Origin of the sequence: Cryobacterium melibiosiphilum (assembly GCF_003602235.1) — a bacterium.
GTDB classification, from domain to species: Bacteria; Actinomycetota; Actinomycetes; order Actinomycetales; family Microbacteriaceae; genus Cryobacterium; species Cryobacterium melibiosiphilum.
Genome location: NZ_QZVS01000093.1, coordinates 112,687 through 131,680 on the forward strand (window position 1 = coordinate 112,687; position 18,994 = coordinate 131,680).

At 67.4% G+C, this 18,994-nt stretch carries 15 protein-coding genes; all 15 read right to left on the bottom strand.

Annotated elements, in window-relative coordinates:
- Nucleotides 1-124: 124 nt before the first annotated feature.
- A complete protein-coding gene (locus tag D6T64_RS17365; RefSeq protein ID WP_119975937.1) occupies nucleotides 125-2,899 on the bottom strand; it encodes a hypothetical protein in 2,775 nt (924 codons plus the stop codon).
- A 10-nt stretch (nucleotides 2,900-2,909) separates the two neighbouring features.
- The gene (pstS, locus tag D6T64_RS17370) at nucleotides 2,910-4,670 is read right to left on the bottom strand and encodes a phosphate ABC transporter substrate-binding protein PstS (RefSeq protein WP_199719210.1); all 1,761 of its coding nucleotides are present in this window, start codon (nucleotides 4,668-4,670) and stop codon (nucleotides 2,910-2,912) included.
- Nucleotides 4,667-5,932 (bottom strand): phosphate ABC transporter permease PstA, encoded by a 1,266-nt coding sequence (gene pstA, locus D6T64_RS17375; RefSeq protein WP_119975938.1) that lies wholly within the window; start codon nucleotides 5,930-5,932, stop codon nucleotides 4,667-4,669. The genes pstS and pstA overlap by 4 nt, the downstream gene beginning before the upstream one ends.
- Nucleotides 5,933-5,940: 8 nt before the next feature.
- Nucleotides 5,941-7,077, bottom strand: coding sequence for a phosphate ABC transporter permease subunit PstC (gene pstC / locus D6T64_RS17380; RefSeq protein WP_119975986.1), 1,137 nt, complete (start codon nucleotides 7,075-7,077; stop codon nucleotides 5,941-5,943).
- Nucleotides 7,074-7,562: a hypothetical protein gene (locus D6T64_RS17385; protein ID WP_119975939.1), complete on the bottom strand. Its 489-nt coding sequence runs from the start codon at nucleotides 7,560-7,562 to the stop codon at nucleotides 7,074-7,076. Before D6T64_RS17385 ends, pstC begins: the two co-directional genes overlap by 4 nt.
- A 213-nt stretch (nucleotides 7,563-7,775) precedes the next feature.
- The gene (locus D6T64_RS17390; RefSeq protein WP_119975940.1) at nucleotides 7,776-8,435 is read right to left on the bottom strand and encodes a methionine ABC transporter permease; all 660 of its coding nucleotides are present in this window, start codon (nucleotides 8,433-8,435) and stop codon (nucleotides 7,776-7,778) included.
- The gene (locus D6T64_RS17395) at nucleotides 8,435-9,463 is read right to left on the bottom strand and encodes a methionine ABC transporter ATP-binding protein (RefSeq protein ID WP_119975941.1); all 1,029 of its coding nucleotides are present in this window, start codon (nucleotides 9,461-9,463) and stop codon (nucleotides 8,435-8,437) included. The genes D6T64_RS17390 and D6T64_RS17395 overlap by 1 nt, the downstream gene beginning before the upstream one ends.
- A 110-nt stretch (nucleotides 9,464-9,573) precedes the next feature.
- Nucleotides 9,574-10,464 carry a MetQ/NlpA family ABC transporter substrate-binding protein gene (locus D6T64_RS17400; protein ID WP_233551328.1) on the bottom strand — a complete coding sequence of 297 codons (891 nt, stop codon included), beginning with the start codon at nucleotides 10,462-10,464 and terminating at the stop codon, nucleotides 9,574-9,576.
- Nucleotides 10,465-10,677: 213 nt separating this feature from the next.
- Nucleotides 10,678-12,471 carry an ABC-F family ATP-binding cassette domain-containing protein gene (locus tag D6T64_RS17405; protein WP_119975943.1) on the bottom strand — a complete coding sequence of 598 codons (1,794 nt, stop codon included), beginning with the start codon at nucleotides 12,469-12,471 and terminating at the stop codon, nucleotides 10,678-10,680.
- Nucleotides 12,472-12,571: 100 nt separating this feature from the next.
- The gene (locus D6T64_RS17410; RefSeq protein WP_119975944.1) at nucleotides 12,572-13,507 is read right to left on the bottom strand and encodes a 4-(cytidine 5'-diphospho)-2-C-methyl-D-erythritol kinase; all 936 of its coding nucleotides are present in this window, start codon (nucleotides 13,505-13,507) and stop codon (nucleotides 12,572-12,574) included.
- A gap of 9 nt (nucleotides 13,508-13,516) precedes the next feature.
- On the bottom strand, nucleotides 13,517-14,131 hold the full coding sequence (locus D6T64_RS17415; protein ID WP_119975945.1) for a hypothetical protein: 615 nt from the start codon (nucleotides 14,129-14,131) through the stop codon (nucleotides 13,517-13,519).
- Between the two features lie 266 nt (nucleotides 14,132-14,397).
- On the bottom strand, nucleotides 14,398-15,198 hold the full coding sequence (gene rsmA / locus D6T64_RS17420; protein ID WP_233551358.1) for a 16S rRNA (adenine(1518)-N(6)/adenine(1519)-N(6))-dimethyltransferase RsmA: 801 nt from the start codon (nucleotides 15,196-15,198) through the stop codon (nucleotides 14,398-14,400).
- Nucleotides 15,199-15,356: 158 nt separating this feature from the next.
- Nucleotides 15,357-16,352, bottom strand: a complete 996-nt coding sequence (locus tag D6T64_RS17425) for a TatD family hydrolase (RefSeq protein WP_119975947.1) — start codon at nucleotides 16,350-16,352, stop codon at nucleotides 15,357-15,359.
- Nucleotides 16,345-17,997 (bottom strand): methionine--tRNA ligase, encoded by a 1,653-nt coding sequence (metG, locus tag D6T64_RS17430; protein WP_119975948.1) that lies wholly within the window; start codon nucleotides 17,995-17,997, stop codon nucleotides 16,345-16,347. The genes D6T64_RS17425 and metG overlap by 8 nt, the downstream gene beginning before the upstream one ends.
- A gap of 81 nt (nucleotides 17,998-18,078) precedes the next feature.
- Nucleotides 18,079-18,945: a 16S rRNA (cytidine(1402)-2'-O)-methyltransferase gene (gene rsmI / locus D6T64_RS17435; protein WP_119975949.1), complete on the bottom strand. Its 867-nt coding sequence runs from the start codon at nucleotides 18,943-18,945 to the stop codon at nucleotides 18,079-18,081.
- Nucleotides 18,946-18,994 lie beyond the last annotated feature (49 nt).

Here is an 18,994-nt window from a genome sequence, read left to right on the forward strand (position 1 = left end):
ACCAATCTGTGTTGATAGTGTGCCCGTGTAGTGCAGTCCGAGTGGACGTGCCCCCCTCAATGCTTCGAATCCTTGAGGGGGGTTTCTTCGTCTCTGCCGGGGCTGGAGCGGCAGAGCCGAAAACTTAGAGGGTGAGAAGTCGGCGCCCTCTCAGGAGTGTGGGCGCGAACACGGCCCCGCTGAGGCCGAGGCCCAGCGAGAGTGCGAGCGCGGTCTTGCCCACGCCGGCAGCGTTGACGAGTTCGGGGGTGCGGTCGGTCACGGTCGCGGGCAGGGCCGTCGTATCCAGGCCGGCCCCGGCCGCATCGGCAACCGGAACGACCGACGCATCCGCGACCTCACCGGCGAAGTAGTCGTCCTGGGCCGGACCGGTCGACGTGGTCGTGGTGACCGAGAAGTCGGGCGAGGGTATTGCCGTGGGCGAGTCGACGACGGGGTTGATGAACGCCCGGATGGCGGCCGCGGCGGCTTTCGCCTGCGAGACGAGTTCATCGCTCAGCGGCGCATACCCCAGCGGCAGTTCGCCGCGCTGGGTTCCGACAACCTGGCCGGCTGTCGTGACCTGATCGATCATGCCGGCGTAGTCGCCGCGGCCGTCGACGTCGCTGGCGGTGAGATTGACGGCGAGGTAGGTCAGCATGGTGAGCGGATATCCCCCCGTCGTCACGAGGGACGGGTCGACCTGTCGCACGGTCGCAGATTCCGCACTACTGAGCGCACCGAGCGCGCTCTGCATGGTCTTGTTCGTCGGCAACACGGCCTCGTCACTGTTGGCGCGCACCAATCCGGCGTTGCTCAGACCGTAGCGGGAAGAGGACGACGCATCCGTCAGGGCGATCATGAACTTCTTACCCGGGATCTGGGTGCCGCCGCTGATCCAGTCCCCAAGCTCGCCGGCCGCGTTGATGCGGGTCGCATCCCACACCGTTTTGGAGTGGGAATCGCCGCGGAAGGTATCGCGCGACGCCGTCAGAAGGGACTCGGCATAGGGCGCGTACTGCAGCGAGTCGAAACGGTACTTCTCGGCGTTGAGCTTGATCGGCACCAGGCTCTCGTCGGCCTTCATGAACGTCTCAAGCGCGGCATCCGTCAGGCTGAAACCGGTGCCGGCGATGCTTTTCAGGCCGACCGGACGCATGGTGATCGCTCCGCTCTCGTCGAGCAGGTAGTCGCCCTGGTCAGGGTCGGCCAGGTCGGTGATGAAAACCGGTACCTGGGCATCGGCGTGGCCGGCGGGCAGGTAGAAGGGGTTGACCTTCATTCCGTTCTCATCGGCCTCACCGGTGAGCCAGGAACTGGCTTCGTCATCGGCCAAAATCCAGCGCCAGACCTGCTTGATCGCGTCGGCGCCCGACGGGCCGGGCAGTGAGATCGACGGGTTCATCGTGAACTGACGCCAGTTGTTCGGATTGAGCTGCCGAAACTCGGGATCTTCATTGAGGTATTGGTAGCTGCGGTTGACGGCGTTCAAATGGGCAAAGTTCTTATCCGGGTCCGAGGAGTTGCTCGGAACGGCGAAGGTGTAGGACTGGGTCAGTAGTTTGGCCATGAGACGGGGTGACACCGTGAGTTCCTCCTGCCGACCATTCGCGAACTCGGCGACGAAGGCCACAACCGGTGCGGTCACCGCGACGGGGGCGTAGCTGAGCTCGGTCGCTGCCAGCATTTCTTTGTCGCTCTCGTACTCCGCTTCGCCGTCACTGAGCGGCCAGGAGAGAAAACCGGCATCGGCCTGTCCCTGCAGGAGCTGGGCGCGGGCGAGAGCATCCGGGTTGCTCGAGAAGCTGAAGGCGGCACCCTGCTCCTGGCAGAGGCTCGCCTGCCACGAACTCATCGCGCCCACCATCAGTTGCGAACCGATCGTGCGACGCTCAGAGCTGCCGACCGCACAGGTCTGGCCGGTGGGGTCGAAGTCGAGCGGAATGTTGATGCGGTTGGCCCAGTAGTCGCACTGCGCGTTCACGGGGCTGCCGGCCTGGATGGAGTTGGCGCGGCCGTAAACATAGGGCTTCTCGGTCTTCGCGTCGATCAGGCCACTGCAGCCCTCGTTCGTGCCACTCTCGGTCGGTCCGCTGTAGTGGGTTCCGCGGGGCACGAGCACCAGCCAGCAACGCGCGTGATCTTCGGAGCCACAGCCGAGCTGGGGCGCCTGGTCGGAGGATTGCGTTTCGAACAAAAATGATCCGGTGCCGTCGGAGTTGATGCGCGCTCCCTGCACCTCGTTGGTGGTTGCGGGGCTGAAGTAGTTCAGCAACGGATAGGTTGATTCCTTCATACCCACGCCACCGAAGATCTGCTTGGCGGTCACCATGGTGCCCTGCACTGTGCGAAACGGATTGTCGATGGTGCTGCTCCCGCCTGGTGCCATATCCGCTGTCGCGAGGCGCGGCACCACATCGGAGTAGACCGTGTCGCCCAGTCCGTTGTTCGCGGCATACCGGCCACCCCACTGGCAGGTCTCCGCGAAATCGGCCGCCAACGGGTCCTCACCCCAGCACTGCATGGCCTGCACGAAGTTCTGGGCGGTCGACCAGTACATGCCGCCGCTGTCTGTGGCCTCGCGGGTGCCGGCGAAACCGGCCACGTCTACGACCAGGGCTTGGTCGGTGAGGTTGGTCGTCTGCGACACGGTGACCGAGATGTCGTCGAATTCCGAGTGGTGCACGTTCTCGGTGTCGCGCGGCGGCTGGAATTCCTGCGCCGTGCTGGAATCGTCTACCCAGTTGACCGTCAGCGGAATCGCGGCGGTGCTGGCCTGGGCGCCGACGAGCGCACTCGGATCGATCAGCAACAATCCACCGGCGGATGCCACGGCCACCGCAAAGCAGGTTGCCCGCAGCGCGAAGACGGCGCGGCCGTTGCGCTGAGTGGCGGCGCGACGGCGCCTCGAACGATGCATAGCGCTCACGTTAGGAACCATCCGTAACCGGGGAATCAGGGGACCGTGGTCTACGCCACAACGGCAGGTGAATTTTCGGAACCGAGGATCGTTTTCGGCCGCCGCGCGGCCCGCGCCGAGGCCCCCGCACCCCGACCAGGCGCCGCGACCGGGAGATGAAGGGCGGCGCGAGAATCATCACCAGGGCCAGCGTGGACGCGAGCACGGTGGCGATTCCCGACAGGGTCACGGCGGGGTTCGCTGCGAGCTGCACCGGGATGCCGGCGACAACTGTTGCCGCCAGGGTCGACTCGCCACCGATGGCGTCGACTCCCCCGGCTGCCGCTCCGGACGCATCCGCTGCCGCCGCCGTGTCGGTGGCGTTCGCTCCGGTGGCCGCCGAGCCGGTGACGGCGTTCGTGCCCGCGGCGGCGGTAGCCCCGCCAGCGGTGCTCACGGCCGTGGCGGTGTCCTTCGACCCACCGGTTCCGGTGGCGCACTGGTCAAGCCCGATCTTGTCACAGGCCTGGGGCTGCGGAGCCGTCGCGGCCAGCTTGTTGCTGCCGTCGGGCGAGAACGTGGGGTTGTTGCACTGGGCGATGTCCTTGCCGGTCGGGTCACCGCCCGGGATTTTCTTCACCTGGTTGAGGCCGGCCTGCACGAGGTTGATCGGCAGCGGCGAGTACCCGAGCACCTCGGCCTGCTGCTGCCCCTCGCAGAGGAAATAGTTCGTGAAATCGGCCAGGGTCAAGCCTTTGTCTTCGGTGAATCCGTACTCGAGCGCGGTCGGCACGATCATGTAGCTGTAGGAGGACAGCGGATACGACCGGGCGTCGGCGTTGCGGTAGACGCCCTCGAGCTGCTGCGTGAGGTAGTCCGGGGAGGCCGTGTCCTCGTTGATGGTCGCGCCCATCAAGGCGACTGCCACATTGGATGCCGTCGGTTCGTTGTAGAAACCGGCCGAGTTGAGGATTTTGGCCACCGGGAAGCGGGCGTTGAGCGCGTAGGAGTACTCGACGTAGGTGATCGAGCCCTGCGCGTGGGTCTGGGCCACGTACGCCGCCACGCTGTTCGAACCCGACCGAGCGATGAACGGCGAACCGGTCAGCATCGGATAGTTGGAGGTGATGCCGCAGTTCGACTTGCCGAGCTTGGCGCAGTAGGCCTGCCAGACCGCCGGGTGCTCCTTGAACATCCAGGAGGTGAACTGGGCGGTCGTTCCCGAGCCGTCGGACCGCACGACGGGAATGATGGGAACCGCCGGGAGGGCGAGCTTCGGGTTGTCGGCGGCGATCGCGGCGTCGTCCCAGCGGGTGATGGCCCCGGTGAAGATCTTGGCCAGGACATCGCCCGAGAGGCGCAGATTGGTGACCTTCTTGCCGCCGATCACGAGGTTGTACATCAGCGCGGTGCCGCCAGCGACGATCGGCATATAGGCGAACTGCCGGGCGGGCCTGGGGTCGACGATGTCGCTGTCCTTGAGGGCGTAGGGAATCTCCGACACGGCGAAGTCCTTGCCGCCGTTCTGCTGGCCGAACTGCTGCCGCCCGGCCGACGAGCCCGAATCGTCGTAGGTGACCTTCCACTTGTAGTTGTCCCACACGTTGCGGATCCACTGCTGCAGGGCGTTGGCCGACCAGCTTGAGCCGACACCGGCAATCGGATAGTGCGCGGCGCCCACGGCGACGGCGGAGGGCTGTGGTGAACCGGCCAGGCCGCCCAGCACAGCCGTGACAAGCAGGATCCCTAAGACACGGCGGCGCCAGGCGCCCCGCTGCGGGGTACGGATCATGACGGTTTGCCTTTCGTGCGTTGCACAGCGGATCGCCGAGACTTTCCCTCGGCCGACAGGGCCCGCGAGGCTCGCTGGATGCTGACGTCTTTGGCCAAATATCGGTAGTTCAGGGCGCGCGAGTTCTCGGTGATGCGGCGGTTCTGGCGCGGCGTCAGCTGGCCAGGACCGCGGCCGCCGATGACCCGGGCGAGCCAGAACAGCACCAGCACGACGAGCATCAGCACGGCCGCACTGCCGAACCCCCGAGCGATCATGCTGGGTTCTGGTGACTTGACGAAGGCGAACGTCGCCAGCGGCAGGGAGACCATCGGTCCCGAGAACGGGTTCAGGTTGAGGAACGTGGTCAGGCCGGCCGTGAGCAGCACCGGGGAGGTTTCCCCGATCCCCCGGGCCGTTCCCAGCACGACCGCGGTGGTCAGTCCCGAGCGCGCGGTCGGCAGGGTGACGGTCCACACCGTTCGCCAGCGGCTCGACCCCAGTGCGAACGCGGCTTCCTTGAGGTTGCCGGGAACCAGGCGCAGCACAACATCGGCGGAACGGATGATGATCGGCAGCATCATGACGGTGACGGCGCAGGATGCTGCGAACCCGGACCGCTCGATTCCGAGGCCCAGGATGATGGTGGCGTAGATGAAGAGCCCGGCCACGATCGAGGGCAGGGCAGTCATGGCCTCGACGACCGTGCGCACCACGGCGGCGTACCGTCCGGGAAATTCGCTCAGGAAGACCGCGGTCGTGATGCCGAGTGGCACGCTGATCGCCAGGGCGATCGAGATCATGATCAGGGTGCCGGCCATGCCGTGCAGCACGCCGCCGGCCGTCAGCGGGTCGAGCGGGCCGGCGTTGCTCATGTCTTGGGTGAAGAAGTTCACGTGCGCCAGGGCTTCCCAGCCGCGGCCGAAGGTGAAGGTCACCACCGCCGCGAGGGCGAGCAGCATGACGAATCCCAGGGAGTGCACGAGGGTCGTGACCAGCTTGTCGACGACCACCGGGGCGGACTCGGTGAGCCCGATCAGCACCGCGTAGAAGAGCATGAACAGGGCGTGGGCGACGATGATGAAGGCGAGAACGCCCTGGAAGGCGAACAGCTGGTTCTGCAGCCAGCTGGCCAGGCCCACTGCGGCGAGCACGGAGCCCAGCAGCGCGAAGACATCATGGCGGCGCAGGCCACCGGTGCTGCGCCGCTGCTCGGGACCCGGCAGTTCCGGGTTCACCGGAACGCGGGTCGGGGAGACGACATCCAGAACGGTCGTGGGCATGGGGGGCATTAGTCGCTCGACGCTCCGGATCGGGATTTGGCAATGATGATCGATGCCCCGAAGTTCACGAACAGGGTCATCACGAACAGGGCGAGACCGGCCGCCATGAGGGCCGAGATCTCGAACGGCGACGCCTCGTTGTACCGCAGGGCGATCAGCGCCGAAATCGAGTTCGACCCCTTCTCGAGGATGTGCGGCTGCACCGCGAAAACCGGGCTGATGATGAGGTAGACGGCGATGGTCTCGCCCAGGGCCCGGCCGAGGCCGAGCATGGTTCCGCCGATCATCCCGCCGCGGCCGAATGGCAGAACGACGCTGCGAATCATGCCCCACTTCGTCGCGCCGAGGGCGAGGGCCGCCTCACGCTCGCCGATCGGGGCCTGGGTGAAGGCCTCGCGCATGATCGAGGTGGCGATCGGGGCCACCATCAGTGCCACGACGATACCGGCGATGAAGGTGGATGCCGTGAACACGGTCGGGCTGGCTAACGGATCGTTCGGGTCAAACCCCGTCACCGCAAACGCGGGAATCCAGCCGAAGTACGTGCTGATCCACTGCGACACCCCGAGGATGTTCGGCTCGAGCAGGAACATTCCCCAGAGGCCGTAGACGACGCTCGGCACCGCGGCCATGAGGTCCACGATGCTGGTCAGCACCTGGCGGATGGCGCGGGGGGCGTATTCACTGATGTACAGGGCCGTCGCCACGGCCAGGGGCACTGCGAGCACGATCGCGGTCAGGGCGATGAGGATCGTTCCGGCCAGCACCGCCGCGATGCCGAAGTTTCCCGAGTTCGGGTCCCAGGCTTCGGTGGTGAAGAAGTCGAAGCCGGCGACCGACAGGGCCTGGTTGCCCTGGATCAGCAGGAATAGCCCGACCAGGCTCATGATCGTGAGCACCAGGGTGCCGGCGCCGCGGGAGATCCACTCGAACACCCGGTCCTGGGTGCTGGCCCGTGTGGTCAGGCGGCGCGGGGCGACTCCGGAGTCCGGCGCATCCGCTTGGTCAAGGACGGAGTCAGTCAAGATCAGTTCGAGGATCTCGGTGGCCAGCAGGTCCCGGGACCCGGAGACGACGGGGATGATGCGCGTCTCGTCGCGGTTGGCGGGGCGGTCCGCATCGGGAGGGGTCGTGCGGTCGCTCATCGCGACGCGACCCGCGGTGCGGGCAACTGCCACTCGACGTGCTGGCGCGCACCGTCGGCGATGCGTGCCAGCGGGAGGCTCGCCAGGGTCAGTTCCACGGCGTGCCGACGTTCCCGCTCGGCGACATACCACCTGGCGCAGACGATCTCGGTGACCTGGTCGACGTCGACGAACCAACCGTAGGCGCCGCGCTGGTCGTCACTGACCAGGGTCACGGTTCCGCGGGAGGCCACGCCTTCGGCGGCGTGCACGGCCGAGGCGCGGGCGCTGATGAAGTCGACGTAGACATCCGCGCTGCGTGCCAGTTCGCGGTTGTTGGCCGACAGCAGCTGCCAGACGACGGAGCGGTCGGCGCTCTCGGTTGTCGGCCCGGTCGCGGTTGGGCCGGTGCGCTCGATGACGCGCCGGCGGTGCTCCCGCCAGGGCGCGAGTTTGGCGCTACCCGCGCTGGAAAAGCGCGTGAAAGTAATCCGTGGAACGCCCATTGCTGTGGTGCAACTCTCTAGAGACGGCCCGCGGTGTACTGGCACAGGAAGAAACTATTGAGCAGCGGTGAATCCGATTGTTCCAATACATTTACTGATGTTGACTGCTAGATGAACAGTGAGTGACCGTGCCCCTGAGCCGGGCGAGTGCGCAGTTTGGGGTGGTACTCGTGTTCTACCGCCTTCAGGCTGACGACAACGCTGCTGCGAAGATCAGCGGCGCAGGGCTTTTCGGGCCAGGGAATTGCCGAGGAACTGTACGAGCTGCACGAGGATGATGATCAGCAGCACGGCGGCCCAGGTCACGACCGGTTCGTACTGCCGGTAGCCATACTGAATGGCAAAGTTTCCCAGCCCGCCGCCGCCGACGATACCGGACACCGCCGACATGTCGACGAGCGCAACGAAGATGAACGTGAAGCCGAGGATCAGCGGGCCGAGGGCCTCGGGCAGCAGAACCGTGAAGATGATGCGGATGGGGCCGGCGCCCATGCTGCGGGCCGCATCGATCACTCCGGGCGTCACGGTGAGCAGGTTCTGCTCCACGATCCGGCCCATCGCGAATGAGGCGGCGAGCGAGATGGTGAAGATGACGGCGTCGTTGCCGATGCCGCTGCCGGTCACCGAGCGAGCAAGCGGCTGGGCCGCGGCCAGAAAAATGATGAACGGGATCGGCCGGATCAGGTTGACGAGCACATTGAGCACGACGAAGACCGGCTTGTTCTCGAGGATGCTGCCGCCGCGGGTCAGGTAGAGCCCGAGGCCCACGATCAGCCCGCCGATGCCACCGAAGAACAGGGTGGCGGCGACGATGTACAGGGTCTCGCCGGTGGCCGTCCAGAATTCGGGCAGCAGGTTCATCAGCGCATCCATCAGCGCACCTCCGTCACGGTCGTGAGCAGGCGCACGCGGCCGAGCGCGGCATCCACTCGGTCATCATCGGCATGCAGGGCGAGGGTGAGGTGACCGAACGGACGCCCCTGGATTTCGTTGACCCCGCCGTAGATCACCTGGAACGGAACGTCGGCACGCACGAACTCGCCGAAGACCTCGGACTGGTCCACCGCGGTGTCGCGGAACGACAGTGTCACGATACGTCCGGAGTGGCGTTCGCGCAGCACCGCGAGCTCGGACGCCGACGGCACCCCCTTCACGACCGTCGACACGAAACGAGCGGATGCCGCGTGCTGAGGGTTCGAGAACACGTCGAACACGGGACCCCGCTCGATGACGGCGCCCTGGTCCATGACCGCGACCTTCGTCGCGATGGTCTGGATGACATCCATTTCGTGTGTGATGACGATGATTGTGATGCCGAGTTCGGCGTTGACGCGCTTCAGCAACGCGAGCACTTCGTGCGTGGTCTCGGGATCGAGGGCGCTGGTGGCCTCGTCGGCGAGCAGGATGCTCGGGGAGGTCGCGAGCGCCCGGGCGATGCCCACGCGCTGCTTCTGGCCGCCGGAGAGCTGGTCGGGGTACGACGCCGCCTTGTCGCTCAGGCCGACGAAACTCAGCAGTTCGGCGACCCGCGCAACGCGCTCCGACTTCGGCACCCCGGCGACCTCGAGCGGATACGCCACGTTACCGGCGACGGTACGCGAGCCGAGCAGGTTGAACTGCTGGAAGATCATGCCGATGCCGAGCCGGATCTTGCGCAACTCGCGCTCGGGCAGTCCGACGATGTCGCGCCCGTTGATGAAGATCTCGCCGCCGGTGGCGCGTTCGAGCGCGTTCACGAGGCGAACCAGAGTGCTCTTGCCGGCACCGGAATACCCAATGATGCCGTAGATGTCGCCGGCCTCGACGTCGAGGCTCACCGAGTCGATGGCCGTGACGGTGGCGCCACCCTTCGTGCTGCTCGGGTAGCTCTTGCTGACGTTCCGCAGCGACACAACGCTCATGGATGTTCTTCCTTCAATCACGAGTGAGCAGCCGGTGCGCGCGGCACCGGCTGCTCACGCGCGGGGTTCGTTCGGGTGACGCGGGTGGACGACGCGGGTGGGGAGAAAGACTACTCGGCGGCTTCGACGTCGGCGGTCACGCCGACGAGGGCCTCTTCGAGCTCGGCGGTCGTTGCGGCGAGCGGCACCGCAGTGTCGCCGGACACGGCGAGCAGGCCGTCCTGCACGTCCTGGTTGGTCTGGAAGATCTCGATCAACCTCAGGAACGTCTCGTTGTCCTTGTCCTCGTCGCGCGAGGCGAAGACGTTGATGTACGCGAACGCGCCCTCATCGGTCGGGTCGTCGGCGGCGAGGGCGCCCTCGAAGGTGAGGCCGGCCTTCTCCACGAAGTCGTTGTTGATGACGGCCGCGGCGACGTCGGTGAGCGACGCTGCGGTGAGGGAGGCTTCGAGCGCCGTCACGGTCACCTTCGAGTTCTCCTCATCGATGTCCTGCAGGCCGGACAGGTTGTTGCCGCCGCCGTCGAGGGCGATGAGGCCCTCGGCCTGCAGCAGCAGCAACGCGCGGGCGAGGTTGGTCGCGTCGTTCGGCACGGCGACGGTGTCGCCCTCCGAGATTTCGTCGAGACCGTCGTACTGAGTCGAGTAAAGGCCGAGCGGGTAGATCGCGGTGGAACCGATCGGGGCCAGGTCGGAGCCGCTCGACACGTTGTAGTCCGCGAGGAAGACCAGGTGCTGGAACTGGTTCATGTCCAGCTCGCCTTCGCTGACGGCCGGGTTCAGCTGCGTGTAGTCGGCGAAGTCGACGAGCTCGATGCTGATGCCCTCTTCGGCGGCGGCGTCCTGATAGATGTCCCAGTACGGGTCGCTCGCGCCGATGACACCAATCTGGATGACGTCGTCTTCGGTGCCCGTGGCCGCCTCGTTCGAGCCGCCGGCGCATCCGGCCAGCATCGCGACAACCGGAACGGCCACGAGGGCGCTGAGCCAGGACTTCTTCACGGAACGAGACTGCTTGAGGGGGTTTTGCACGGGATTTCCTTTGACTGTGGGTGGAGTGCCGGTCAGTATCGACGAGCGCATCCGGGCACAGAGAAACCACTGAGAAAAAGGTGGGGGTCTGTGCCGCAGCTCCGCGAGGCACCTGACAACGATAACCGGCGAAACTGCGAGCCCAGACCACCCGTGACACACGCTGTCACAGAACCTGCGCGCTTAGCTCTCCAGGAGAACGGAAAGTTCGACCCAGCGGGTTTCGAGCGCCGCGACGGATGCTTCGAGTTCGCTGAGTTTCACACCGAGCGCCCCGAGACCGACAAAATCGGACTGGTCGTGGGCGGCGATCTTCTCGTGCTTGAGCACGATGCGGTCCTGCAGTTTGATCACCTTGCGGTCGATCGAGGCGAGCTCCTTCTGCGCGTTGCGCAGCTCGGCGCCGCCGAGGGAGGACACCTTCTTGGCCGGACCGGAGGCATCCGTCGGCGAGCCCTGTGCGGGACCGGCGACGGCCTTGCGGCGCAGCTCGAGGTACTGGTCGACGCCGCCGGGCAGGTGGCGGAAGGCGCCGTCCATGACCGCGTACTGGTTGTCGGTGACGCGCTCGATCAGGTATCGGTCGTGCGAGACGACGAGCAGGGTGCCGGGGAAGGAGTCGAGCAGGTCTTCCATGGCGGCGAGCATGTCGGTGTCGAGGTCGTTTGTGGGCTCGTCGAGGATCAGCACGTTCGGCTCGTCAAGCACGATCAGCAGCAGCTGCAGGCGGCGCTTCTGTCCACCGGAGAGGTCCTTGACCTGGGTGGTCAGCTGCGCGCTCAGAAAGCCCATGCGCTCGAGCATCTGGCCGGGCGTGATCTCCTTGCCGCCGGCCATGTAGCTCGTCTTCTGGCGTCCGATGACGTCGCTGACGCGGTCGTTGCGGATCTCGTCGAGCTCGAACAGCTGCTGCGTGAGCACGGCGACCTTGATGGTCTTGCCGCGCTTGACGTGTCCGGTCGTGGGCTGCAGCGAGCCGGCGACGAGGTTCAGCAGCGTGGACTTGCCGGCGCCGTTGACGCCCATGATGCCGGTGCGCTCCCCCGGCGCGATGCGCCAGGTGATGTCGTTCAGCACGGTCTTATCGCCGAACTTCACGCCGATGTCGATGAGGTCCACGACGTCCTTGCCGAGGCGCTGCATGGCCATCGACTGCATCGACACGGTGTCGCGGGGCGGCGGCTCGTTCTCGATCAGCACGTTCGCGGCGTCGATGCGGAACTTGGGCTTCGCGGTGCGGGCCGGGGCGCCGCGGCGCAGCCAGGCAAGTTCCTTTTTCATCAGGTTCTGGCGCTTGGCCTCGACGACGGAACCCATGCGGTCGCGCTCGACGCGCTGCAGGATGTAGGCGGCGTAACCACCCTCGAAGGGTTCGATGAGGCGGTCGTGCACTTCCCAGGTGATGTTGCAGACCTCGTCGAGGAACCACCGGTCGTGGGTGACGACCACGAGGCCGCCGGACTGGGTGGCCCAGCGGGTCTTGAGGTGACCGGCGAGCCAGCTGATGCCCTCCACGTCGAGGTGGTTGGTGGGCTCATCGAGGAAGATGACGTCGTGGTCGCCGATCAGCACCGCGGCGAGGGCGACGCGGCGACGCTGGCCACCGGAGAGGTCGTCGACGAGGGCATCCCAGGGGATGTCCCGCACGAGGCCGCCGATGACGTCGCGCACCTTGGCGTCGCCGGCCCAGACGTGTTCCTCGATGTTGCCGACGACGGTGTGGCCCACGGTCTGGCCGGATACGAGGTCGTCGGACTGGTCGAGCATGCCGATCGTGACGCCGCGGCGACGGGTGACGCGGCCGCCGTCGGGTTCCATGCGGCCGGCGAGCAGGCGCATGAGGGTGGACTTGCCGTCGCCGTTCTTGCCGACGACGCCGATGCGGTCGCCCTCGTTCAGGCCGGCGGTGACCTCGTCGAAGATGACGCGGGTGGGAAATTCGAGGTGTAGGGACTCAGCCCCGAGCAGATGTGCCATAGCCTCCGAGTTTAGCCGACGCCCGCGCCGGCCGCCTGTGCCCGGTTCGTCGCTGGTTGAGATCTCGACAAGCGGTGGGTGCGCGGATGCCGCGGGGCGGTTAGTCGTGGATGAGGCGGGCACCACGTACCGGGCCGGTAGCCCGCACCACGCGCAGCCGGGCGGCGCTCAGGGCGACCTGCAGCTCGAGCGCGCTGTCGGCATCCGCTACCAAAAAGGCCACCGTGGGGCCGGAGCCCGAGAGGATGCCGGCCAGTGCGCCGTTCTCCTCGCCGAGCTGCAGCACCTTGCCGAGGCCCGGTGCGAGGTGCAGCGCCGGGGCCTGCAGGTCGTTGTAGAGGCTTTCGGCGAGCATGACCGCGTCGCCGGCGCGCAGCGCCTGCAGCACGTTCGCGTCGACGGTGGGCTGGCGCTGCGCCGGAAAGATGTCCTGCGCGTGGCGGGTGCGGTGCCGGTCGAGCTCCTTGTAGACGGCCGGGGTCGACATGCCGAAGTCGGCGATGGCGAGCACCCACTGGAACTTGCCCTTGGCCAGGGCCGGGCTGAGTTGGTCACCGCGGCCGGTACCGATCGCGGTGCCGCCGGTGAAGGCGAAGGGCACGTCGGCGCCGAGCTGGGCGCCGAGTTCGAGCAGCTCGTCCTTGCTCGCGGCCGTTCCCCAGAGCGCGTCACAGGCGAGCAGGGTGGCGGCGGCATCCGCTGACCCGCCACCCATACCACCGGCGATCGGAACGTGTTTCTCGATTTCGAGGTGAACCCCGCCGCGGAAGCCGGTCTTGCGGGCGAGCAGGCGCGCGGCCTTGATGGCGAGGTTGCTGCCGTCGACGGCGAGGCCGGAGGTGTCGATCGAGCCGGTGAACTGCACCGAGAAGTCGTCGGCCGGGTAGGCGCGCACGTCTTCGCTCAGCGACACGGCCTGAAACGCGGTCGCGAGGTCGTGGTAGCCGTCGTCCATCACGGCGCCGACCTTCAGAAAGACGTTGATCTTTCCGGGGGCCCGCGCGTGCACTACCTGCGAACCTGCCGGGGTGATCATGGATTCAACTTAGCCCAGCGCGCGCGTGGCTTCGAATCCGGCGGCGGCGAGCCACGCGGTCAGGGCGATTTTGACCGGGGCGAGAGCGCCGGGGTCGGCGAGTCGCTGGTTGGTGAGGGTCACCGAGGTGCGGCCGTTTTTCGTGGGGTTCGCGGTCGCCAGCAGCGACCCGCCGCTCTCGGTGGCGCCAATCTGGCCGGGCAACGGCCAGCGCGCCGTGGCATAAGCGGCAGTGCTGCTTCGGCTTGACGGCGCTCCCAAGGAAGCCGTGAGCACAGCGACAACCACGTCGAGGGCTTGTGTCTGCTCGAGTGCGAACGTCTTCGAGGCGCTGACCTCGAAGGTGCCGTCGGCGCGCTGGCCGGGTCGGCGCAGGCCGCGTGCCTGCTCGTAACCCACGGTGATGCCCTGGCACCACCACGCGTCGACCCCGTGTTCGTCGTGCAGCCAGCGGGCGATCTGCGGATGCGGCCACGCCGGTTTCGAGGGCCAGCGCCCGTGGGCGGGCGCCCCGGCCATGCCCTGCTCATCGAGCAGCGCGAACCAGTCGTCCCGGGAACGGCCCGTCGCCGCGATCAGGGCCTCGTCGCTGATGCCCTCGCTGCTGCTGTTGATCGGTGTCATGGGTTGAATCTAGCCCGCCGTGCGTGCCTCGAGGGGCAGCCCCGGGCATCCGCTTCGCCGCGCGGTACCTGCGCCGCTGCGCTGTAGGCACGCCTATGGCGCAATGGCGCTGCTACCGCGCAGCTCCAAGTCCATTCCTCCGAACACGTGCTCCGCGGTAGCTGCGCCGCTGCGCGGCAGTTGCGCCGGTCAGGCCCGGGCATCCCCCGAGTCACGCGGCAGCTGCGCGACTTCGGGGAGCGGACGCGAGGGCGCCCGCCGTGCGGCTACGCGGTGGCGAGCTGGGCGCGGGCGATCGCGAGGAAGTGGTCGACCGTGAGCTGCTCGCCCCGCGTCGTCGGGTCGATTCCGGCGCGGGTCATGACCTCCGACGCCGTGGCCGAGTCGCCGAGAACGACCGAGAGCGATTGCCGCAGCATCTTGCGACGCTGCTGGAATGCCGCATCGACGAGCGCGAACGTCGCCCGCCGCAGTTCCTCGGATTCGAGCGGCTCGGCGCGGCGTTCGAACGCGATCAGGATCGAGTCGACCCCGGGAACGGGCCAGAACACCTGGCGGCTGACCTTTCCCGCGGTGCGGAACGCTCCGTACCAGGCGGCCTTCACGCTCGGGCTGCCGTAGACCTTGTTGCCGGGCGGCGCCGCGAGGCGCTCCCCCACCTCGGCCTGCACCATGACGACGCCGGCGCGAATGGATGCGAAGTTCTCCAGCAGGTAGAGCAACACCGGCACGGACACGTTGTAGGGCAGGTTCGCGACGAGCCGCGAAGGGTCGCCGGGAAGCTCCGTGATCTTCAGCGCATCGTTCCGAATGACGGTCAGCGGAGCGCCGGGCTGCATGAGCTCGACGGTCAGCGGCAATTGCTCGGCCAGGCGGTCATCGATTTCGACCGCAACGACGGATGCCCCGATCTCGAGCAGTCCGAGCGTCAACGAGCCGAGCCCGGGGCCGACCTCGAGCACGGTGTCTCCGGGGGAAACCGTGGCGACCTTGACGATGCGCCGCACGGTGTTGGCGTCGATGACGAAGTTCTGGCCGAGTTTCTTCGTGGGGTTCACGCCGAGCATCTCGGCCAGGTCGCGGATCTCAGCGGGGCCGAGCAGGGTCTTGCCGGGCTTCGCAGCCTCGGTCAGCTCAGCGGACTCGGTCAGCTCGGCAGCAGCGGTCAGCTCGGGCGACAGCGGCACGGCGGGCACCGCCGGCTCCTCGGCGCTGTGGCGGCCGGTCATGCGAGGGGCCCGTCGGGGCCGGCGACCGTAGCCGCGGGATCCAGGAGCGAGGTCACCGGTTCGGCGTCCCAGCGGCCGTAGACGAGTTCGGTGTTGGAGGTGATTTGTGCGGCGAGCAGGGCGACATCCGTTTCGAGGTGTGCGGCCATGCCGCGCAGGGTGTGGGGCAACAGGTACGGCGCGTTGGGGCGGCCGCGGTAGGGCAGGGGGGTGAGGAAGGGGGCATCCGTCTCGGCCAACAGCAGGGTGCGCGGCGCTGCGGCCAGGGCAGCGCGCAGCGGCGCGGCGTTCTTGAACGTCACGTTGCCGGCGAACGACATGTACCAGCCGTGTTCGGCGCAGATCGCGGCCATTTCGGCGTCTCCCGAGAAGCAGTGGAAGACCGTGCGCTCGGGCGCGCCGACGCGCAGCAGGGTCTCGATGACCTCGGCGTGGGCGTTGCGGTCGTGAATCTGCAGCGCGAGGCCCCGCGCCTTGGCGATCTCGATATGGGCTTCAAAGCTCGCGTACTGGGCGGCCTGGCCGTCTTCGCCGGTGCGGAAGAAGTCGAGCCCGGTCTCGCCAATCGCCACCACGCGGGGGCGCCCGGCGAGCTCATTGATCTCGGCCAGGGCATCGTCGAGGGTGCCGGCCCGGTCATACAGCGGCGCCTCGTTCGGGTGCAGGGCGACGGCGGCGAGCATGCGGGGCTCGATGAGCGCTGTCTCGGCCGACCAGCGCGAGGTCTCGAGGTCGCCGCCGACCTGGATGACTCCGCGCACGCCGACGCTCGACGCCCGGTCGAGCTGTTCGCCGTAGCTGAGCGGATGCTCCCCGTCGCTGATCTCGAGGTGGGTGTGGTTGTCGTAGATGGGCACGACGAGCGGTTCGGGCAGTGGCGGGTACTCGAGGTCCCGCCCCTTCGTCTGCTCGCGTTGGCGAATCGGGGCGCCGTAGGGCGACACGAAGTCCGCTTGCGCAGCTGACGCATCACCGGTGCCGCTGTTAGGCATCCCGTGGCTCCGTGACGGCAGCAGCGGAGACGGCCGGCAACGCCACTACCGGCGCGGCCGGCGCCACCGGGGCAGCGGCGGCGGCTTCGACGGTCGCCTCGATGCGCGGGAACAGCGCTTCGAGCGGCGTGACCCGGCCGGAGCCGGTCCACTCCGCCGCCTGGTCGATGCGTTGGTCGGTGACGAGGCCGGTGCCGCCGAGGGCGGTCCAGAGCTTCGCGGTGGCGAGCGGCACGACCGGGGACAGCAGCACGGCGAGGGTGCCGAGGCCGCGCACGGCGGTTGCGAGTACGGTCTCGAGGCGTTCGCGCTTGGCCGGGTCCTTGGCGAGGCTCCACGGCTCTTCGAGGGTGAGGTAGCCGTTGAGCTCGTCGACGAGTTCCCAGACGGCGGTGAGGGCCTCGTGAATGGCGAGGCGGTCGATGGCCTCGCCCGCGGCATCCGTCGCTCGAAGCTCGGTGGCGTGGATGGCCGCGTCGCGCTCGCTGAGCGGGCCGGCGGCGGGGATAGCGCCGTCGCAGTAGCGCACGACCATCGCGATGACGCGGGAGGCGAGGTTGCCGAAGCCGTTGGCGAGTTCGGACTGGTAGCGGGCCGACAGGTCCTCCCAGGAGAACGAGCCGTCCTGGCCGAAGCTGATGGCGCGCATGAAGTAGTAGCGAAAAGCGTCGGAGCCGAAGGTGTCGGTGATCTGGCTCGGCGCGATGCCGGTGAGCTTGCTTTTGCTCATCTTCTCGCCGCCGACCAGCAGCCAGCCGTGGCCGAAGATCTGCTTGGGCACCGGCACCGAGGCCGCGAGCAGCATGGCGGGCCAGATCACGGCGTGGAAGCGCAGGATGTCTTTGCCCACGACGTGCGTCGCCGGCCACCGGCTGTTGAAGGTCTCGTCGTCTTCGCCGTAGCCGATCGCGGTGATGTAGTTGAGCAGCGCGTCGAACCAGACGTACACGACGTGGGTTTCATCCCAGGGCACCTTGATGCCCCAGTCGAAGCTCGACCGCGAGATCGACAGGTCGCTCAGGCCGCTCTTCACGAACGAGATGACCTCGTTGCGGGCCGATTCGGGCTGGATGAAGTTCGGGTTGGCCTCGTAGAGGGCCAGCAGCTCGTCGGCGAACGCGCTCATGCGGAAGAAGTAGTTCTTCTCGTGCAGCAGCTCGACGGGCTTGGAGTGGATCGCGCAGACCGGCTGACCGGCGTAGTCGCCGGTGCCGTCGACGAGGTCGGTGGTCTGCTTGTACTCCTCGCAGCCCACGCAGTAGTAGCCCTCATACTCGCCGGTGTAGATGTGGCCGGCGTCGTAGAGGTGCTGGAGGAACTTCTGTGCGTTGCGCTCGTGGCGCTCGTCGGTGGTGCGGATGAAGTCGTCGTTGGCGATGTTGACGGTCTCCAGCAGCGGCTTCCACGCGGTCTCGACCAGGCGGTCAGCCCACTCCTTCGGGGACACGCCGTTGGCGGTCGCGGTGCGCAGGATCTTCTGGCCGTGCTCGTCGGTGCCGGTGAGCAGCCAGGTGTCGTCACCCCGCTGGCGGTGCCAGCGCGCGAGCACATCCACGGCCACCTCGGTGTAGGCGTGCCCGATGTGGGGCACGTCATTCACATAGAAAATGGGCGTGGTGATGTAAAAAGAAGAGCCGTCAGACATGCTCACATCTTATGCGGGGCAGCATCGCTCGCCCCAACCGGCCCCGCCCGCGTTACGCCCCGCGTGCCACCGGGGATGTAATCAGCGGCCCGGTTCGCGCCCGCCGACCCGCTCGGCTTTCGGCCCGGCCGGGGCCTTCTGCTGCAGTGCCGCCTCGTAGAGTTCGCGTTTGCCGAGTCCGCTTGCCGCCGCCACGTCGGCCGCGGCTTCTTTCAGACGGATGCCGCTCGCCACCATCGCGAGCACCTCCGCGACCCCGGTTTCCAGCGACAGAACCCGAACCTCGGCGCCGGCGATGACGATCGCGATCTCGCCCTTGACTCCCGCGGCGGCCCACTCGGCCAATTCGCTCGCGGTGCCGCGCTTGACCTCTTCGTAGAACTTGGTCAGTTCGCGGCAGACGACCAGGCGGCGATCCGCGCCGAGGGTGGCCGCGACATCCGTCAGGCTCGCCGCGAGGCGGTTCGGGGACTCGAAGAACACCATGGTGCGCTGCTCCGCGGCGAGAGCGGTGAGGGTCGACACCCGTTCGCCGTGTTTGCGCGGCAGAAACCCCTCGAAGGTGAAGCGGTCGGTCGGAAGGCCCGACACTGCGAGGGCGGTCAGCACCGCAGAAGGGCCGGGCAGCGCCGTGACCGTGACGCCGGCGGCCGCAGCCGCGTCAACGAGGTGAAAGCCGGGATCGCTGACGGTGGGCATGCCGGCGTCGCTCAGCACGAGCACGTCGGTGTCGCGGGCCAGTTCCACGAGCTCCGCGGCTTTGTCGCGCTCGTTGTGGTCGTGCAGGCTGATGAGCTTCGGGCGGTTCTCTACCCCGAGGGCCTTGAGCAGGTGCACGGTGACGCGGGTGTCTTCGGCCGCGATGACGGTGATGGTGCGCAGCGTCTCGATGAGGCGCGTCGAGGCATCCCCCAGGTTTCCGATGGGGGTGGCGGCGAGGATGATCATGTATCCAGTCTCGCAGGCTCCACCGCAACGGTCGCTCTATACGATGGTC